Below are 15,941 nucleotides of genomic sequence, written 5' to 3' on the forward strand. Positions count from 1 at the left end.
CTGTCACACGCGCTCAATGATCTTCTCCCCAAAGAGCCCCTGTGGCCGGAACACCAGAAAAATCAGCGCCAGCATATAGGCAAACCAGTTCTCCGTCGCCCCGCCCAGATAGGGCTGCCCGATCAGGAACTCGAAAAGCTTCTCCCCCACGCCGATGATCAGCCCGCCGATGATCGCCCCGGGAATGGAAGTGAACCCCCCCAGCATCAGCACCGGCAGCGCCTTGAGCGCGATCAGCGAGAGCGAGAACTGCACCCCCGATTTCGCGCCCCACATGATCCCCGCGACCAGGGCCACGAAGCCGGCGAGCGACCACACGAGGATCCAGATGAAATTCAGCGAGACGCCCACAGACAGCGCCGCCTGATGGTCATCGGCCACCGCCCGCATGGCGCGGCCCTGCTTGGTGTACTGCGAGAACGCCACCAGTGCCGCCACCAGCACGATGGCCACGATGCTCGCCACGATGTCCAGATTGTCGATAAAGAACCCGTAGCCGAACCAGCCGAAGGTGACCTCGTCGATGGTCTCGTTGATCCCCTGCGGCAGCCCCACCTCCAGCGTCTTGATGTCCGACCCCCACATCAGATCGCCGACCCCTTCGAGGAAATAGGCAAGCCCGATGGTGGCCATGAAAAGGATGATGGGCTCCTGCCCCACCAGATGTCGAAAGATGAACCGCTGCACCATCCACGCCAGCAGCACCATCACCACCACCGTCAGCAGAATGGCCGCCAGCGCCGGCACCTCCCAGCCGAAGTAATGGATCTCCGTGCCGAAAATCGCGTTGATCAGATGCGCAAATGGCACCTGACCGTTCATGATCCCGTAAAGGGTCATGGCCGCAAACAGCGCCATGACCCCTTGGGCAAAGTTGAAAATGCCGCTCGCCTTGTAGATCAGCACGAAGCCCAGCGCCACCAGCGCATACAGCACCCCGGCCATCAGCCCGTTGAGAAAGACCTCGATCGTAAAGGCAAGCTGTTCAGGCATCTCAGGGCATCTCCCTTTGGAACATGGCGCGGGTATGCTCGCGCTCGGGCTGGTAGGAAACCTTGAGCCGGGTCAGACCCGCCTCGCTCAGGTTCCAGTTCAACGTGATCTCCGTCACCCGGCCATCCTCGCGCGGGGCAGCCAGGAAAACGGCGGCATAAGCGCGCGACATATCCGCGTGCGACACAGGCTCGAACGGTGCCGTGGCCGCGAACTGCGCGCCCTCACCCTCGCGCCAGTCGCGGTAGGCGATCAGCAGATCCGAATACTGCATGCCCGTCAGCAGCAGTTCGCAGGACGGGTACTCGTCCCCGTAGACCACCGCCACCTTCGGATTGGCCGTCGTGCGGTAACCCAGCGTGACCTGCGTCAGCTCACTGGCCGCAAACCGCGCCCGCGCCCCGCTGGGAATTTCGTGCAAGGTCGAGCGATCCAGCGAGGCCGGATCGTCCAGATATGCCGCACAATAGGATTGATAGACCTCGCAGGTGTCGGCCAGCGCCGCGGTCGGTTCCGCGCAGAAACGCGGCTCCGCCACGGCGCCATGCTGAAAAAACCCAAGACTGGCAAACGCCGCGGCGCCCGCCTTCATCCAACTATTCATATGTACCCTCCAAACGGTAACAAATCCGTCTGCACTCTTAATCCGACCTCGACGGGTCGGTGCTGTAACAGGAGACAGGGCCACCGGCAGACCTAGCATGCGCCAGCCTCCGGCATTGTCCCTAGCATGGAAACAACCGGAAGTTGGTTAACCGATTGTTCAAGTTTTGTAACAGGAGTGGCGTATTCGTGACCGTATGGTCGGGCTGCACATAGACTTGCGCAGACCTCTGAGCACCGTGTTCTGAAGAGAACCAAACGCCGCCACATCACTCGTATGGCCTTGTATCGTAGGCACCAAAGCCGACTTCGCTATCGCTCCAGGCAACACCGTCCAGCATCAAGGTGACTTCCAGCGCCTGATGTCTCCATGTCGTACTATACCATGTACTACCGTCAGCATGATCTGGCGCATAAAGATCCAATGCATACACATCGCGCATCCAGCCCTTTGCCTTGCTGACTGACACTTGGGTCGGCTCGGTGTCGAAAATCGCGCAGTTGCCCTCGGAAAGATACATGTACCATGTGGCATCCGCGGGAACGTATTTCGACAGCCCGCTCACCTCTAGCAACTGCGGGTTTGCGACCTCTACCGTTTGCAAGTTGTCAACAATCGGTGCCTCGAAAGCCTCCAACGGCGCCAAACATCTCGTTTGGAATTCGTCCCAGGCATCTGCAGATAAGGATGAGGCCATCAGTGCCATAAAGACAGCCGAGAGTAATCGCTGCAGTCCAACCGACGTTCGCACAGTAAAGCGGGTCGCCAGTCTCTGTTTCGTCAATTTTGTTCGTAAATCATCCCTGAAAGTACCGACCGCCACGCACCGACGTAATACCGACGCGATACCGACGTGATACCGACAGCGCACCGACGGGGCAAAATCAGTCATGCGCCACCCCCAGATAAGCGTCGATCACCGCCTGATTGCCGCGCACGTCACCGGGAGTGCCGTCGCCGATCTTCTTGCCGTAATCCATCACCACGACCCGGTCCGACAGATCCATCACCACCCCCATGTCATGCTCAATGAGCGCAATGGTCGTGCCGAACTCGTCGTTCACATCGAGGATAAAGCGGCTCATGTCCTCCTTTTCCTCCACGTTCATCCCCGCCATGGGCTCGTCCAGCAGCAACAGCGACGGCTCCGCCGCCAACGCCCGCGCCAGCTCCACACGTTTCTTGAGCCCGTAGGGCAGCCGCGACACCGGCGTCTTGCGAATGGCCTGGATCTCTAGGAAATCGATAATCTTCTCAGCGACTTCACGGTTTTCCGTCTCCTCCGCCTGTGCCTTTCCAGCCCAGATGGACTGCGCGAAAAGCCCAGTCTTCATATGCGTCAGCCGCCCCGTCATCACATTGTCCAGGACGCTCATCCCCTCAAAAAGCGCAATGTTCTGAAAGGTCCGCGCAATCCCCTGCCGCGCCACCTGATAGGGCTTCATGGGCGGGCGCGGGCTGCCCTTGTACCAGACCTCCCCCTCCTGCGGCACATAAAACCCCGAGATCACATTGAGCATCGAGGATTTGCCCGCCCCATTGGGCCCGATGATCGCCCGGATCTCCCCCTCGCGAATGTCAAAGGAGATGTCCTTAATCGCCTCAACCCCGCCAAATCGCAGGGTAATATTGCGCATCTCCATGACCACACCGCCGATCTTGCGACCGTCCTCGGTGGTGTATCCTTCCGCCTGATCAAGCATGCGCGACCTCCCCCGTTCGCGGTCTCCGCGATATGTTAACCATTGTGTGCTTAAGCTGGAGCGAGCAGCAAAAAGGATCCTCCTCATGCGCAGCGACTGGGAACGCACCTGCCTGATCTCCATGGCCGCCAAACGCAAGTCCCGCGGTCTCACCCGGGCCGAAGCCATCCGCGACATCGACGCGGCCCTGCACGGCTTCTCCACGAAATTCCACATCAGCCGCGCGGTAAACGCCGCCTATACAAAGAAAACCACGACCCTCTAGGGCTCTGCCATCCGTTGCCCTACCGACCACAGGCGTCGCTGAAATGCCGATCATCAGCGCCCCTCGCCAATCGCACGCCCGTCAAGGGCCAGGTATGGATCGGTCCGCACCATCACAATGGCATGCCCCCGCCCGCAAAACCGTAAGTGCGCAGCAGTGCCAGACACACATAGCCAACGAAGGGCGCCGCCGCGATACTGACAAGCCCAAGCTGCCGCGTGCCGTCCTTGTCTTCACCGCTTGGCACGTCGAATGGATTAAGGCGTTCCGGTCTACGGATCGCAGATTGCGCCAGGTCCAGCACGCCAAACACCAGAATGAATGAAAATGGCAGCCACGGGGCAGCCTGAAACCACGCCAGAACCGCACCCAACCCAAGACCCACACGCAGGCAAGCTGTCACGCCAAAGCGGCTGACACCCCCGGTGAAAAAGTCATAAGCCGCTGTACATAAACATAAAAAACGCCAAACGACGTAAGAGACCAACCACATCATCACACCGCCATCCCGGATCCGGCGCTCCGGGCCGACCGACAACACCGCCCCCCCGAAGCCCCCGGCACCACCCCGGCAAAGCTCTCTCACTTTGCCCGATAAACTCCCGCCGGAGGCTCCCGCACTCACCACGCTCACTCCGCCGCCATCTTCGCACCAACCGCCCGAACCGCCGCCGCGCGCACCTCCAGCGTCGCTGAAATCGACCCTTTGCGCCCGTCTTCATAGGTCACTTCCGTCACCGTGCTCACCGACGTCGACCCATCGTAAAGCGCCGCAATGATATCGGCGTATTTCTCCTCGATGATCCGGCGGCGCACCTTGCGTGTGCGCGTCAGCTCCCCGTCATCGGCATCGAGCTCCTTGTGCAGCACCACGAAGCGGTGCACCTGACAGCCCGACAGCATCTCGTCCTCGGCCACCGACCGGTTCACCTCCTCCACATGGCTCTGAATGGTGTCCATGACCTGCGGATGCCGCGCCAGCTCCTGATAAGAGGCATAGCCGATGTTGTTGCGCTCTGCCCAATTACCCACCGCGGTGAGGTCAATGTTGATAAAGGCCGTGCATTCCTCGCGCCCGTTGCCAAAGACCACCGCCTCCAGAATGTTCGGGAAAAACTTCAGCTTGTTCTCCACATATTTCGGCGCAAAAAGCGCACCGTCCGCCATCTGACCCACATCCTTGGCCCGGTCGATGATCCGCAGATGCCCGCTCTCCTCTTCAACGAACCCGGCATCCCCGGTGGCCACCCAGCCTTCCGCGTCCTTGGTGTCCGCCGTGCTCTCGGCGTTCTTGTAATACTCCACGAACACACCCGGCGAGCGATAGAAGACCTCGCCATTTTCGGCGATCCGCAACTCGACCCCGGGGCAGCAAACCCCCACGGTATCGCTGCGCACCTCGCCATCGGGCTGTGCCGTGATGAAAACCGTGGCCTCGGTCTGGCCGTAGAGCTGTTTGAGGTTGATCCCCAGAGACCGGTAGAAATCAAAGATTTCCGGCCCGATTGCCTCACCGGCCGTGTAGCCCACCCGCACGCGGCTGAACCCCAGGGTGTTCTTCAACGGGCCATAAATCAGCAATTCGCCCAGGTTATACTTGAAGCGATCCAACTGGCTCACCGGCTGACCGTCCAGAATGGCCGGGCCAACCTTGCGCGCATGGGCCATGCAGCGGTCAAACAGCCATTTCTTGAACCGTCCGGCATCCTCCATCCGGATCATGACGGAGGTCAGCTGCATCTCGAACACCCGGGGCGGGGCAAAGTAATAGGTGGGCCCGATCTCGCGCAGATCCACGTGCATCGTGTCCGCGCTCTCGGGGCAGTTGGTGCAGAACCCGGTCCACATGGCCTGCCCCACGGAGAAGATGAAATCCCCCACCCAGGCCATCGGCAGATAGGCCAGAATGTCATCGGTCTGCCGCAGATCATCGAACTCCGACGAGGACTTCGACGTCTCGATCACATTGCGGTTGCTCAGGACCACGCCTTTCGGCTTACCCGTCGTGCCAGAGGTATAGAGCATCACGCAGGTGCTGTCGTAATCGAGCTTGGCCTGCCGCGCTTCCAGCTCGCCCAGCATCTCGTCCCGCTTGGCCCGGCCCACGTCCTGCACGTGGGCGTATTCATGCAATTTGCTGTGATCGTATTTCCGCAAGCCCCGCGGATCGAGATAGATCATCTGCTCGAACTGGGGCAGCTCGCCCCGGATCTCGATGACCTTATCCACCTGCTCCTGATCGCCGACGATGGCGAAACGCGCACCACAATGCCCCATCACATAGGCCATCTCTTCGGCCACCGCGTCCTGATAGAGCGGCACAGGGACCGCACCGCACATCTGCGCTGCCACCATCGACCAGTAGAGCCGCGGCCGGTTGCGGCCGATAATGGCCACGAAATCACCCTCGGCCACGCCCAGATCCAGGAGCCCGATCGCCAGTGCCTCGATCTCCTCGCGGGTCTCGGCCCAGGTCCAGCTCTGCCAGATACCGTATTCCTTTTCGCGGAACGCGGGCGCGTCAGCGAAGCGGGTCGCGTTGCGATGCAACAGCGCCGGGACGGACCGCAGCCCGTCTGTGCCCTCGATAGAGCGTGTCACGTATTGTCCTCCCAGACCTTGTCTTGCCATAGACAAGCGCGGCTTCCTCGCCGTCTCTCCCTCCACAATGTGGGTTTTGCGCGCGCCGTCAACGCTTTCATCACCATTTTGCCGGGTCAACGACATGTTGCCGAGGGTGGCCCCCAGGATCAGCGGCGCTTTGCATGGCGGCCTGCTGCTGTCAGCCTTCGCGGCAGCGGCGCCGCGGGGGCAGGTGCGGTGCCTCAGCCATCGCCCGGATAGAAGGGGTTCAGCCAAGCACGCCCGCCCGCCCGGTCGATCAGCGTCACCCGCAGCCACTCCGGCGTGCCGAACCGCGCCAGCGGCACCTCCGCCCGGGTCAGGGAGCTGCCATGGACCGCCACCGCCGCCGAACCCGCGCCCTGTACGATCACCGAAACCACGGCGCTGCTCTCCACCACGACGGCGTCGGACGACCAGTGCACCGCGCGAAACTCGGGGCCGGTGGAGGCGTAATACCGACCCGCCTTGAGCGCCTCCAACAGCAATTCGGGCTCATTCGCTGCCGCCTTCACCATCACCCAGCCGCCAAAGTGATCCGGCTCAGAAAAATGCGCATCATCGGTCGCGCAAAGCATCAGCCGCTGCCCCGCGCTGAGCAACTGATCCAGCGTGTAAAACCCGTGCGGTCGGTCGCAGCCCGTGGCACAGCCGTGGTTGTACACCTCCACCGCGTGTGCCGCGTCGATGCTGCGCGCATCCGCCGTTGTCAGCCCGGACCATTCGGGATGCGCAATGGCCACGAAAGCACCCGCTTCTCGCGCCCGGCGCGCGAGGGCGGGCCCGCTCTCCTGTCCGTCCACGGGCCGGAAATCCGGCGCGTGGGCAGGCGCGAAATCTGAGGGCAACCCCACGGCCAGGATATGCCACAGCTCGCCATTCTCCATCGCGCCCGAATGCAGCTCCGCCCCCAGCAGCGTGGTGAACCCCGGCACCCGAAACGGCGTCGTATCGTTGATGGGATAGTCATAGCGCCCGATCATATGGTCTGTCAGCGCGATGAAATCATACCCCTCCGCCCGGTAGCGGCGGCACACCTCGGCAGGGTCAAGCACCCCGTCCGACCGGGTAGAATGGGTGTGCAGGTTGCCGCGGTAGAACCTGCCCGGTGCCGCAAAGATATCTGTTGTCATGGCGCTCTCCTTGCGGTGATCCTTGTCATGCACCCGCCGTGTAACGGCAAGATGAAAGGAGGGGCGCATGGTGGATCTCGCGACATTGCCCGCGCTGCTGGCCGCGCAGGACTGGCCCCGGGCGGAGAAGCTGTTGCGGCGCGCGGCGCAAAAGCGCGATGCCCCGGCGGAGGTTTTCTACAATCTCGCCAAGGTGCTGGAGGCGCTGGACAAGCCTGAGCAATCGCGCCGCTGGCTCAAACGCGCGGTAACACAGCGGCCCGGCTACGCCTCTGCCTGGTTCGAGCTTGGGCGCGCGGCGCTGGCCAGCCGTGATCTGCCCGCGGCGCGGGATGCCTTCGCGCGGGCGGCGAGGCTGGATCCGGCGGATGCCGACGCCCGGCGCAGCCTGGGTCGCGTGGCACTGCGGCTTTGTGACTGGGATCTGGCGGCGCAGTGCTTTGAAGGAGGCGAAGACACCGAGGCGCGGCACGCCCGCTACCGCATCGCGGCGGAAACGGGTCAGGCGCAGGCCGCCGACCGTGCCGCCCTGTGGTCAGACGGCTCCGCGCGGGCGCTGACCCTGCGCACCCTGACCCGCGTTGCCAGAGGCACCCTGCCGTTGCGGCTCAGGGCTTTGGATGGCACCGCGTCGGAACCCCTGCCATAGGGCAGGCTGCGCGCGCGCCAGCCCCAATTCCAACGGTTAGGGCGGCGCGGTGCAACCGCGTTGCAACGCGGTTGGGCACCCGGGCCAACCCGACCGAGCCATTACTGGCGGCGCACCCGGCTGTTGGCGGCTTGGCGCGAGACATCCGCGAGATAGAGCGTGCAGGCCCGGCGCTGCAGGTCGCTGTCATACCCAGTGCGTTGGGCGCGGATGCATTTGAACAGGAATGGCGAGGGCAGCGCGAACTGCGCGGTGCAGGCGGTCTCCTCCAGCCCGGAAGGGTAGCCCCCCAACATCCAGCCCAGACAGATATTGCGGCGCGTGTCCTCCGCGTCAGCCAGCGCCGACACAGGCCAGAGCAGCATTGCCAGCACGAGGAATTTCATGGTTAGCGCCATCGTTAACCATTATCACGCACCGCTTACGAAATCCCTAACGCTTTGGCGCAGGAAGAGGATGCAAGAAACAAGCTCAACGATCACGGGGGAAATGGTGGATAGAACGAACGGCACCGCAGACCCTGCGCCGATCCCAGCACCGCGTGACTGGCCTCCGCGGCCTCATCCACCGGCGGCACACGCTCAGCGGCGATACTCCTTGCGGTAGGTGCCCGGTGCCGCGGCCAGCGTCTCCTGCAGATCGGTGCTGGCGGAGACTTCCGCCGCCGACATCTCTCCCACCTCCAGCGCCACGTCCTTTTGGACCGGGATCACCTGCGCCACCGGCGTACCGCGCTCAATGACACCCTCGAAAGCCGCGTCCAACTGGCTGGGAAAGTGGATGTAGCCATCGCCGAAAAGATCCGTATCCACCACGCCCGGCAGCGTCCGGAAGGGCAAGTCCGGATGGCCGACAGGGTGCATCACCAGCAGGGACCACCCCGGCTCGGTCCGCAACGTCCAGTAGTTGATGAACTTGACGATCAGCGTCTCGGCGGCAAAGGGGCTGCCCTCTGCCTGCTCTGGCACATGCACGCCCACCGGCGCGCGGCTGATCAATGTCTCCGGCGCCGGGGGTGGGTCCCACTCCCAATGCACCTCGCCATCCGAGACCACCAGATCCACTGGATTGAGGATCAGCACCCCGAGCCGCAGCGCGTCGATCATCGGCGCGCAATGCTTCAACGTGCGGATCTGCTCACCCCCCAGAACCTCCGACACCGCCGCCTCCGGCATCTCGCGCAGCCAGCCGGGCAACCCCCGCGCCGCGGGCACGGGATCCGGCAGCAAGGGCCGCAGGGCGGGATGGCAACGGGCGGTGATCTTCATCCGCGCAGCCTAGCGCATCTCGCGCCGGGTGAGCAGCGAATGTGTGACCGCTGCCGCCACCGTCAGCAGAATGATCACTGTCCCCACCGCGTTGATCACCGGCGGGTGGCCATTGGGGTTGCGGCTCATGGCGCCGATCTCGGTGGCGAAGGTGCAGGCCCCGCCTTTGGCAAACATCGTGGTATTGTAATTCTCCATCGACGCCAGAAAGGCGATCACCGCAGCCGAGGCCAGCGCGGGCAAGAGGTACGGCAAGGTGATCCGCCGGAACACCCGGAACGGCGACGCCCCGAGGTCGAGCGCTGCCTCTTCCAGCTCCACTGGCTGGCGCTGCAACCGCGCCATGAGGATCAGCAGCGGATAGCCCGCAATGAAGGTCACCTGCGCCATCATGATGGTGAACATCCCAGCACCGATGCCCAGACGCCCCCAGAAGACCAGCGCCGACAGCCCCAGAATGACCCCGGGTGCCAGCATCGGGCTGAGCAGCACCCACCATAGGATGCCGTTGGCCCGGCTGCGCCAGCGGGTCAGAAACACCGCCCCCGCGAGCCCCAGCAGCAGCGACAGCGGCACCACCACCACCGAGACCTGAAGCGAGTTGCCGAAACAATTGATGAACCGGTCCCGGTCCAGCGTGCGCAGCACCGCATCGGCCCGGATCTGCGCCTCCGGCATCCAGAAGAAACTGTACCACTTGGTGGTGAACCCGCCCCATTCGGTCACTGAGGGCGGCGAGGTGTCATTGACGCTGGAGATGATCATCAGCACCAGCGGCGCGAACATGAAGATCAAAAAACCCCAGGTATAAGCGCTCAGCACACCGTTGGCCGTCACACGCCGCATCTACCTGACCCTCGCAAAGTCTTTGAGCCGGGTGCGCATGATCCACATGAACACCGCAACGATCAGGAAGCACACCAGCGTGTAGGCAAAGGAATAGGCCGCCCCGATGTTGGAATTCTCCGATTCAAAGAACTTGTTGTAGATCGTCTGGCTGAACCATTCCGCCTGCAGACCCCGGCTGATGATCCGCGGCACCGAAAACGCGCCCGCCGCCAGCATGAAGGTGGCGATGCAGCCCACCGCGATGCCCGGTTTGGAATGCGGAATGATCACCCGCCAGTGCAGCCGCGGCGTGCTCGCCCCCAGATCCCGCGCCGCCTCGATCTGGTTGCGGTCGAGCGTGCTCATCACGTTGAAAATCGGGAAAACCATGAACAGCACGTAGGTATAGACGATCACCACAAAGACTGTCAGGGCGGAGCGTTTGAACTGCACCGGCGCATCGATCACGCCCGCCCAGAGCATCAGCTGATTGAGCAGCCCCCGGTTGTCGATGATCGACGTCCAGGCGTAGATGCGCATCAACTCCACGATGGCGTAGGGGATGATCAGCCCCAGAAACAGCCACACGGCCCGTTCGGGCGGGGTGGCCAGTGCCACCTTGTAGGCAATGGGATAGCACACGACCAGGGCCAGCGCCGTTGCCGCCACCGCAAAGACCAGCGTGCGCATCAGCGTGATCATCCCGATCCGCTCGAAGACCCCGTCTTCGGTCTCGAACCGAAGACCTATCAGCCCCAGGATCTGGTTGGACAGCTGGGCGTTCTCCGCCGCCTTCCCGGCCTCCGACAGCGGGATCAGCACAGGCTGTGTCAGCGCCGCGAAGTTCCCCAGACTCAATTGTGAGGCCCGCGCCTCGGTGGCGAGCAGCTCCTGCGTCAGAACGCCTGCCATGGTTGCAATCGCCCGCGCAGTTTCGATCTGGGCCTCGATGGGGTCGTCTTCGCTGACCGACAATAGCGGCAGGTCATAGAGATCGTTGAGCCAGACCTCCTCGCCCGCGCCGCGCACCATGCGCAGGCGGGTCGTGGCCCGGTCACACTGCAGGATATAGGGGCGCGCCTGCGTCCCCCCGCCCCCCGAAATCGACGGGACCGCCATGCCCGAAGCGGACGGCACCGACATGCCCGAGATGGACGGGACCGCCATCCCACCGCTCTGCGGCGCGGGCGCCTCGGCGCGGCTCAGATGCCCTTCGAGGATGTTGATGCAGGTAAAGGCGTCGCGCTCAAGCTGGGCGGTTATGGAACTGTCCAGCTGCCGTTTCGGCGTGGTCAGCGCCCGCTCCAGCATCGCCAGCTGCGGCAGGATGATCAGCACCAGCCCCCATGCCAGCACCGCCGCCGCGAAAAGCGCCACGAGCCCGCGACCGTATCCCCGGATAAGATCCGTCATTGCGCCGCGATGTCCGCACCGGTGCGCGCCACCGGTCCTGCGGGCAGAACCACCGCCTGCTCGGGCTCGAACCCAACGGACACATCGCCCTCCGCCCCGATATCCACCGCGCCGGTGTTGGGCACATGCAGCGCGATCTGCGCACCGCTCCGGGTGGCCAGATAGAGGTTCACGAACGGCCCCTCCAGGTCGCGCCGCTGCAGGCGTGCCGTCAGGCTGTTGCGCCCGGCACCCGCGCCTGTGTGTTCCGGGCGCACGAAAAGGATCGCCTCGCTGCCCACCTCCAGCCCCGTGGGGTTACGGCCCAGAAACGATCCATGCGCCGTCTCGATCTGGGCAAGCGCACCGTCCTGCGCCGTGACGCGACCCGCAAACTGGTTGGCCTCGCCCACAAAGGACGCGGCAAAGGCCGACACCGGGTTGGAGTAGACATCATCCGCGCTGCCGATCTGCTCGATCCGCCCGGCGTTCATCACCGCGATGCGGTCCGACATGGTCAGCGCCTCGCCCTGATCGTGGGTGATGTAGATGAAGGTGACGCCGGTCTTGCGCTGGATCGCCCGCAATTCCGCCCGCATGTGCTGGCGCAGCTTCAGATCCAGCGCCGACAGCGGCTCGTCCAGCAGCAGCACCGCCGGATCCACCGCCAGCGCGCGCGCAATAGCGACCCGCTGACGTTGCCCGCCCGACAGCTCACCGGGCAGTTTATCGGCCTGATCGGCCAGCGCCACGAGTGCGAGCAGCTCCTCGGCCCGCGCCCGGCGCGCGCGCTTTGCCACGCCCCGCGCCTCCAGCCCGAAGGCCACATTCTCCCACACCGGCATCAGCGGAAAGAGCGCGAGGTTCTGAAAGATCAGCGCCGTGGGCCGCGCGTTGGGGCCAAGCCCCGTCTGATCCTCTCCACCGATGCGCACCGCCCCGCGCGATGGCGCCACAAAGCCCGACACCGCCCGCAGGATCGTCGTCTTGCCACAGCCCGACGGCCCCAGGATGGAGAAGAACTCCCCCGCCTCGACGGTCAGATCGGTCTGGTGAACGGCGGTAAACCCATTGGGATAGGTGATCTCCACCCCGTCGAGGACAACGTCCTTGCCACGCATGATGATGTTCCCCGCCTCGCGTCAAAAGGGCAGCCCCCCGCCGGGGGGACCGCCGTATCTCATACCAGTCCCGAAGGATCAGGCGTTGGTGATGATTTCCGAGAACTCGTTCTGCAACGGTCCAAAGAATGGCGTATCGGCCTGCCACCACCACATGTTGCCCAGCACCTCCGCGGTGTAGACCTCATTGAACTGCGCCTTGAACTCGTCGGAGGCGTAATCGGCAGCACCCAGAACAGCGGAGTTGTAGCCGGTGTTGTTGGAGAACATCCCGCCCGTTTCAGGCTTGAGCATGAAGTTCATGAAGGCCACGGCCTGATCCACATTCTCCGCCCCTTTCAGGATGCCGAAGCTGTCGAGCCAGGTGATGATGCCTTCGGAGGGCGCCCGGTAGAGGAAATCACCGTTCTCCCGGTTCAGCAGCAGCCCGGTCGTGTCCCAGGTCTGGCCGATGATGGCACCTGCGTCCTTGAACGCCGATGTCGCCTCTGTCGCGTTGTTCCAGAAGGCGCCAAAGTTGTCCTTGCGCTCCAGGATCCACTTGGTGATCTCGCCGAACACCCGGCGGGCGTCCTGCTCGGATTTGTAGACATCCAGCATACGGTTCGATGGCACGTCGCCGATGGCGTCGAGGTAGAGGCCCGTGCCCATCAGCACCGACTTTTGCCGGAACGCGGCCTTGCCATCCGCTGCATCGGCCCAGAGGTCGCCATAGGAAACCTGCCCGTCGATGGGCATCGCCGCGGCGTTATAGGTTACACCTTCTGTGCCCCAGTCGAATGGCAGCACGATCTGCTCGCCCTTGAACACACCGCCCAAAGCCGCGCTGTCGCGCACGAAGGAGGGGATGATCGCATCGACGTTCACGCCCGCCGGGATCGGTGCAAAAAAGCTCTCGCCATTGTCGTCGATATAGCCGGGTGTGTTGGTGATCGACGGGAACACCACGTCAAATCCCTTGCCGCCCGCAGCGCTCACGGTGGATTCCGCCTCGTCGTTGGAGCCGAAGGTGGTCAGGTCTAGCGTGATGCCGGTTTCTGCCTCGAAGGCCTCGGCGATATTGGGCTGGATGTAGTCCTGCCAGGCAAAGACCTTGACCGTGCCCGAGGACGCCAGCGCGTCGTTGGCTTTCAAAAGCGCGGGTGCGGCAACCGCTGCCCCGGTGACTTGCAATGCGGAACGTCGTGTGAATTTCATGTGTATCCCCTTGGTGTTTGTGTCGCGTGGCGCCTGCCTCCAAAGGCTGCGCCACCGCTCCCTGTCCGCATAGAAATGCTCGGAGACACCTTTGTAAACAATTTATGAAGATTATGTGACAGCGCTGCGGACCCGGGCGTAACCGTTCCGTCAATCCACCGCGCGCGACGCACCGACGTTATACCGACGTGATACCGACAGGATAACGACGTCGCACCGACGGTGTTTAAGGGGTGGATCAGGGGGCCCGCCGCACCCCGTAGCGCGCTATGAAAGTGGTCACCGCACCGGTCACCACCCGCTCGATCTCCGCCGGTTCCACACTCTGGATCATGCCAAAAATGAGCCGGGGCCAGATGTCTGCTTTGCACAGCTCACCGAACTGATCGGCGGCCAGCGGATAGTCATCCATGACCAGCTCGCCCCGGGCCACGGCCTGCTCGAAATAGGCCACCATTTCCGCCCGCATCACCGCCGGGCCGGAGTTGTAGAACTGCCGCCCAAGCTCGGGAAAGCGCTCCTTTTCGGCCACGCAGATGCGAAAGATCTGCTGCCCGAACTGCGAGGTGATAAAGCCCAGAAAATGCCGCCCTGTCTGCATCAGAACCTCTTCGGGCGCGGCCTGCATGTCGATGCTGTCAAGCGCATCGCGCGCCTGCCGCTGACACTCGGTGCTGGCCACTTCCATAAAGAGCAGCCGCTTGTCCGGGAAATAGCTGTAGAGCGTCGCCTTGGAGACAGCCGCCACCCGCGCGATCTCATCCACACTGGCACCTTCGAACCCGTCAGCCATAAAGACGCGCCGCGCACCATCGAGCACTTGGTCATATTTGCGCCCTTTGCGGATCATCTCGGCTGTGCTGGTCATCAAAGTCCCCCGGGGTTGACCGGCACAACCCTATAAACCGGGCGGTTCACTTCCAAGCGAAATCCCCGCAGACTTTACGTAACCTTCGGCAGAAACATGCGCAATCTCACGAGCAGGCAGGATTTTTTACACTTCATATCAACGATCTATCGGGACACCCCGACCATCCAGACCTGTTGTGACGCATAGACCAAGCCGGCTGAGGATTCATCGCGACATCACCCGGCAGCCTCAGCGTGAAAGTGATTCCACCCACCCGGCGCGGCGGTTGCAGCAGTGCAAGACAGCGGCTATGACCCTGCCATATGATTGAGATTTTCCTCAAGACCCTGCCCTTTTTCGCGCTGATCGGTCTGGGGTACTGGGCAGGTTACACGCGGTTTTTCAGTGAAGAGGCCACGGCCTACCTGACCAAATTCGTCTTCTACTTCGCGTTGACGGCCATGCTGTTTCGCTTCTCCGCGAACCTGTCGCTGCAGGATGTCTGGGACACCAACCTCGTCGCAGGTTATCTGGCAGGCACCATGGCGGTTTATCTGATCGCGACCCTGGTGGGCTATCTGCGCAAACTGGACGTCGCCACAACGGCCGTCGAGGCGCAATGCGCCGCCATCGGCAACGTGGGGTTTCTGGGCGTGCCCATGCTTACCCTCCTGCTGGGAGAGGCGGCCATCGGCCCCATCATGATGGCACTGGCCGTTGATCTGATCGTGTTTTCGAGCCTGATCGTCATCCTGATCACCGGCTCCCGTGACGGGCGCGTCAGCTGGGGGGTCTTTCGCACCGTGGGGCTGGGGCTGGTGCGCAACCCGATGATCGTGGCGATTGTGGTGGGTCTGGCCTGGTCGTTCTTCGATCTGCCCATTCCCGCGCCCGCCAATGAATTCCTCGCCATCCTCGGTGGTGCCGCGACGCCCGGCGCGCTTTTTGCCATCGGCGCGTCGCTGGCCACGAAATCCGCCGAAAAGCTGCGCATCGCGGGCTGGCTGAGCTTTTGCAAGCTGGGGCTGCATCCGCTCTTTGTTGCCATCGGGGTGCTCTACCTCTTCCCCGCCGATCCCTATATGGCGGCCGTGATCATCGCCGCCTCCGCCCTGCCGGTGGCGGGCAACGTCTATATCCTCGCACAGCACTACGGCGTTGCACCGCATCGCGTCTCGGCGGCCATCCTCGTCTCCACGGCCATCAGCATCGTCACCGTCAGCGGCATCATCGCCGTGCTGGCCCCGGGCTGAGCGCACCCTTGCCCGGCGGCCCACGGCACGGTAGCCATGGTCAACCAAACGTCAGGGAGAGAC

At 63.2% G+C, this 15,941-nt stretch carries 17 protein-coding genes; 3 read left to right on the forward strand and 14 right to left on the reverse strand.

All coding sequences use genetic code 11. The features are described 5' to 3' along the window. Positions 1 to 3 precede the first annotated feature (3 nt). From Q1A53_RS11120 to Q1A53_RS11135, 4 genes are all read right to left on the reverse strand, one after another. Positions 4 to 993, reverse strand: coding sequence for a branched-chain amino acid ABC transporter permease (locus Q1A53_RS11120; protein ID WP_299966344.1), 990 nt, complete (start codon positions 991 to 993; stop codon positions 4 to 6). A 1-nt stretch (position 994) separates the two neighbouring features. Beyond that, positions 995 to 1,597: a hypothetical protein gene (locus tag Q1A53_RS11125; RefSeq protein WP_299966346.1), complete on the reverse strand. Its 603-nt coding sequence runs from the start codon at positions 1,595 to 1,597 to the stop codon at positions 995 to 997. A gap of 268 nt (positions 1,598 to 1,865) precedes the next feature. Further along, on the reverse strand, positions 1,866 to 2,489 hold the full coding sequence (locus Q1A53_RS11130) for a hypothetical protein (protein ID WP_299966349.1): 624 nt from the start codon (positions 2,487 to 2,489) through the stop codon (positions 1,866 to 1,868). Continuing rightward, complete coding sequence (locus Q1A53_RS11135) at positions 2,482 to 3,300, reverse strand: ABC transporter ATP-binding protein (RefSeq protein WP_299966352.1); 819 nt, start codon at positions 3,298 to 3,300, stop codon at positions 2,482 to 2,484. Before Q1A53_RS11135 ends, Q1A53_RS11130 begins: the two co-directional genes overlap by 8 nt. An 85-nt stretch (positions 3,301 to 3,385) precedes the next feature. Between Q1A53_RS11135 and Q1A53_RS11140 the strand changes: the two genes are divergently transcribed. Continuing rightward, positions 3,386 to 3,565 carry a hypothetical protein gene (locus Q1A53_RS11140; RefSeq protein WP_299966355.1) on the forward strand — a complete coding sequence of 60 codons (180 nt, stop codon included), beginning with the start codon at positions 3,386 to 3,388 and terminating at the stop codon, positions 3,563 to 3,565. 112 nt (positions 3,566 to 3,677) lie between these two features. Here Q1A53_RS11140 and Q1A53_RS11145 read toward each other — a convergent pair whose 3' ends face one another. The 3 genes from Q1A53_RS11145 to Q1A53_RS11155 form a co-directional block, all read right to left on the reverse strand. Continuing rightward, the gene (locus Q1A53_RS11145; protein WP_299966358.1) at positions 3,678 to 4,151 is read right to left on the reverse strand and encodes a hypothetical protein; all 474 of its coding nucleotides are present in this window, start codon (positions 4,149 to 4,151) and stop codon (positions 3,678 to 3,680) included. A 44-nt stretch (positions 4,152 to 4,195) separates the two neighbouring features. Further along, positions 4,196 to 6,166, reverse strand: coding sequence for an AMP-binding protein (locus Q1A53_RS11150; RefSeq protein WP_299966361.1), 1,971 nt, complete (start codon positions 6,164 to 6,166; stop codon positions 4,196 to 4,198). A 224-nt stretch (positions 6,167 to 6,390) separates the two neighbouring features. After that, positions 6,391 to 7,320, reverse strand: a complete 930-nt coding sequence (locus Q1A53_RS11155) for a PHP domain-containing protein (protein ID WP_299966362.1) — start codon at positions 7,318 to 7,320, stop codon at positions 6,391 to 6,393. Positions 7,321 to 7,387: 67 nt separating this feature from the next. Between Q1A53_RS11155 and Q1A53_RS11160 the strand changes: the two genes are divergently transcribed. Next, positions 7,388 to 7,969 (forward strand): tetratricopeptide repeat protein, encoded by a 582-nt coding sequence (locus tag Q1A53_RS11160; RefSeq protein ID WP_299966363.1) that lies wholly within the window; start codon positions 7,388 to 7,390, stop codon positions 7,967 to 7,969. Between the two features lie 101 nt (positions 7,970 to 8,070). On the opposite strand, the gene Q1A53_RS11165 is transcribed toward Q1A53_RS11160, so the two are convergent. The 7 genes from Q1A53_RS11165 to Q1A53_RS11195 form a co-directional block, all read right to left on the reverse strand. Then, the gene (locus Q1A53_RS11165) at positions 8,071 to 8,355 is read right to left on the reverse strand and encodes a hypothetical protein (RefSeq protein ID WP_299966364.1); all 285 of its coding nucleotides are present in this window, start codon (positions 8,353 to 8,355) and stop codon (positions 8,071 to 8,073) included. A 195-nt stretch (positions 8,356 to 8,550) separates the two neighbouring features. After that, a complete protein-coding gene (locus Q1A53_RS11170) occupies positions 8,551 to 9,237 on the reverse strand; it encodes a hypothetical protein (protein WP_299966365.1) in 687 nt (228 codons plus the stop codon). Positions 9,238 to 9,246: 9 nt separating this feature from the next. Further along, on the reverse strand, positions 9,247 to 10,083 hold the full coding sequence (locus Q1A53_RS11175) for an ABC transporter permease subunit (RefSeq protein ID WP_299966366.1): 837 nt from the start codon (positions 10,081 to 10,083) through the stop codon (positions 9,247 to 9,249). Next, complete coding sequence (locus Q1A53_RS11180) at positions 10,084 to 11,478, reverse strand: ABC transporter permease (RefSeq protein ID WP_299966367.1); 1,395 nt, start codon at positions 11,476 to 11,478, stop codon at positions 10,084 to 10,086. Beyond that, the gene (locus Q1A53_RS11185; RefSeq protein ID WP_299966368.1) at positions 11,475 to 12,578 is read right to left on the reverse strand and encodes an ABC transporter ATP-binding protein; all 1,104 of its coding nucleotides are present in this window, start codon (positions 12,576 to 12,578) and stop codon (positions 11,475 to 11,477) included. Before Q1A53_RS11185 ends, Q1A53_RS11180 begins: the two co-directional genes overlap by 4 nt. Positions 12,579 to 12,656: 78 nt before the next feature. Continuing rightward, entirely contained in the window at positions 12,657 to 13,775 is a 1,119-nt protein-coding gene (locus Q1A53_RS11190) for an extracellular solute-binding protein (protein ID WP_299966369.1), read from the reverse strand. Positions 13,776 to 14,013: 238 nt separating this feature from the next. Further along, the gene (locus Q1A53_RS11195) at positions 14,014 to 14,643 is read right to left on the reverse strand and encodes a TetR/AcrR family transcriptional regulator (RefSeq protein ID WP_299966370.1); all 630 of its coding nucleotides are present in this window, start codon (positions 14,641 to 14,643) and stop codon (positions 14,014 to 14,016) included. A 305-nt stretch (positions 14,644 to 14,948) separates the two neighbouring features. On the opposite strand from Q1A53_RS11195, the gene Q1A53_RS11200 reads away from it, so the two are divergent. After that, positions 14,949 to 15,878 carry an AEC family transporter gene (locus tag Q1A53_RS11200; protein WP_299966403.1) on the forward strand — a complete coding sequence of 310 codons (930 nt, stop codon included), beginning with the start codon at positions 14,949 to 14,951 and terminating at the stop codon, positions 15,876 to 15,878. The last annotated feature ends 63 nt before the right edge of the window (positions 15,879 to 15,941 follow it).

This window comes from uncultured Roseobacter sp., assembly GCF_947496515.1.
Taxonomy (GTDB): Bacteria; Pseudomonadota; Alphaproteobacteria; order Rhodobacterales; family Rhodobacteraceae; genus Roseobacter.

Coding starts and splice junctions, on each gene's coding strand:
- Q1A53_RS11120 (WP_299966344.1), bottom strand. CDS start 993: ATGCCTGAACAGCTTGCCTTTACGATCGAGGTCTTTCTCAACGGGCTG.
- Q1A53_RS11125 (WP_299966346.1), bottom strand. CDS start 1,597: ATGAATAGTTGGATGAAGGCGGGCGCCGCGGCGTTTGCCAGTCTTGGG.
- Q1A53_RS11130 (WP_299966349.1), bottom strand. CDS start 2,489: ATGACTGATTTTGCCCCGTCGGTGCGCTGTCGGTATCACGTCGGTATC.
- Q1A53_RS11135 (WP_299966352.1), bottom strand. CDS start 3,300: ATGCTTGATCAGGCGGAAGGATACACCACCGAGGACGGTCGCAAGATC.
- Q1A53_RS11140 (WP_299966355.1), top strand. CDS start 3,386: ATGCGCAGCGACTGGGAACGCACCTGCCTGATCTCCATGGCCGCCAAA.
- Q1A53_RS11155 (WP_299966362.1), bottom strand. CDS start 7,320: ATGACAACAGATATCTTTGCGGCACCGGGCAGGTTCTACCGCGGCAAC.
- Q1A53_RS11160 (WP_299966363.1), top strand. CDS start 7,388: ATGGTGGATCTCGCGACATTGCCCGCGCTGCTGGCCGCGCAGGACTGG.
- Q1A53_RS11165 (WP_299966364.1), bottom strand. CDS start 8,355: ATGAAATTCCTCGTGCTGGCAATGCTGCTCTGGCCTGTGTCGGCGCTG.
- Q1A53_RS11170 (WP_299966365.1), bottom strand. CDS start 9,237: ATGAAGATCACCGCCCGTTGCCATCCCGCCCTGCGGCCCTTGCTGCCG.
- Q1A53_RS11175 (WP_299966366.1), bottom strand. CDS start 10,083: ATGCGGCGTGTGACGGCCAACGGTGTGCTGAGCGCTTATACCTGGGGT.
- Q1A53_RS11180 (WP_299966367.1), bottom strand. CDS start 11,478: ATGACGGATCTTATCCGGGGATACGGTCGCGGGCTCGTGGCGCTTTTC.
- Q1A53_RS11185 (WP_299966368.1), bottom strand. CDS start 12,578: ATGCGTGGCAAGGACGTTGTCCTCGACGGGGTGGAGATCACCTATCCC.
- Q1A53_RS11190 (WP_299966369.1), bottom strand. CDS start 13,775: ATGAAATTCACACGACGTTCCGCATTGCAAGTCACCGGGGCAGCGGTT.
- Q1A53_RS11195 (WP_299966370.1), bottom strand. CDS start 14,643: ATGACCAGCACAGCCGAGATGATCCGCAAAGGGCGCAAATATGACCAA.
- Q1A53_RS11200 (WP_299966403.1), top strand. CDS start 14,949: ATGATTGAGATTTTCCTCAAGACCCTGCCCTTTTTCGCGCTGATCGGT.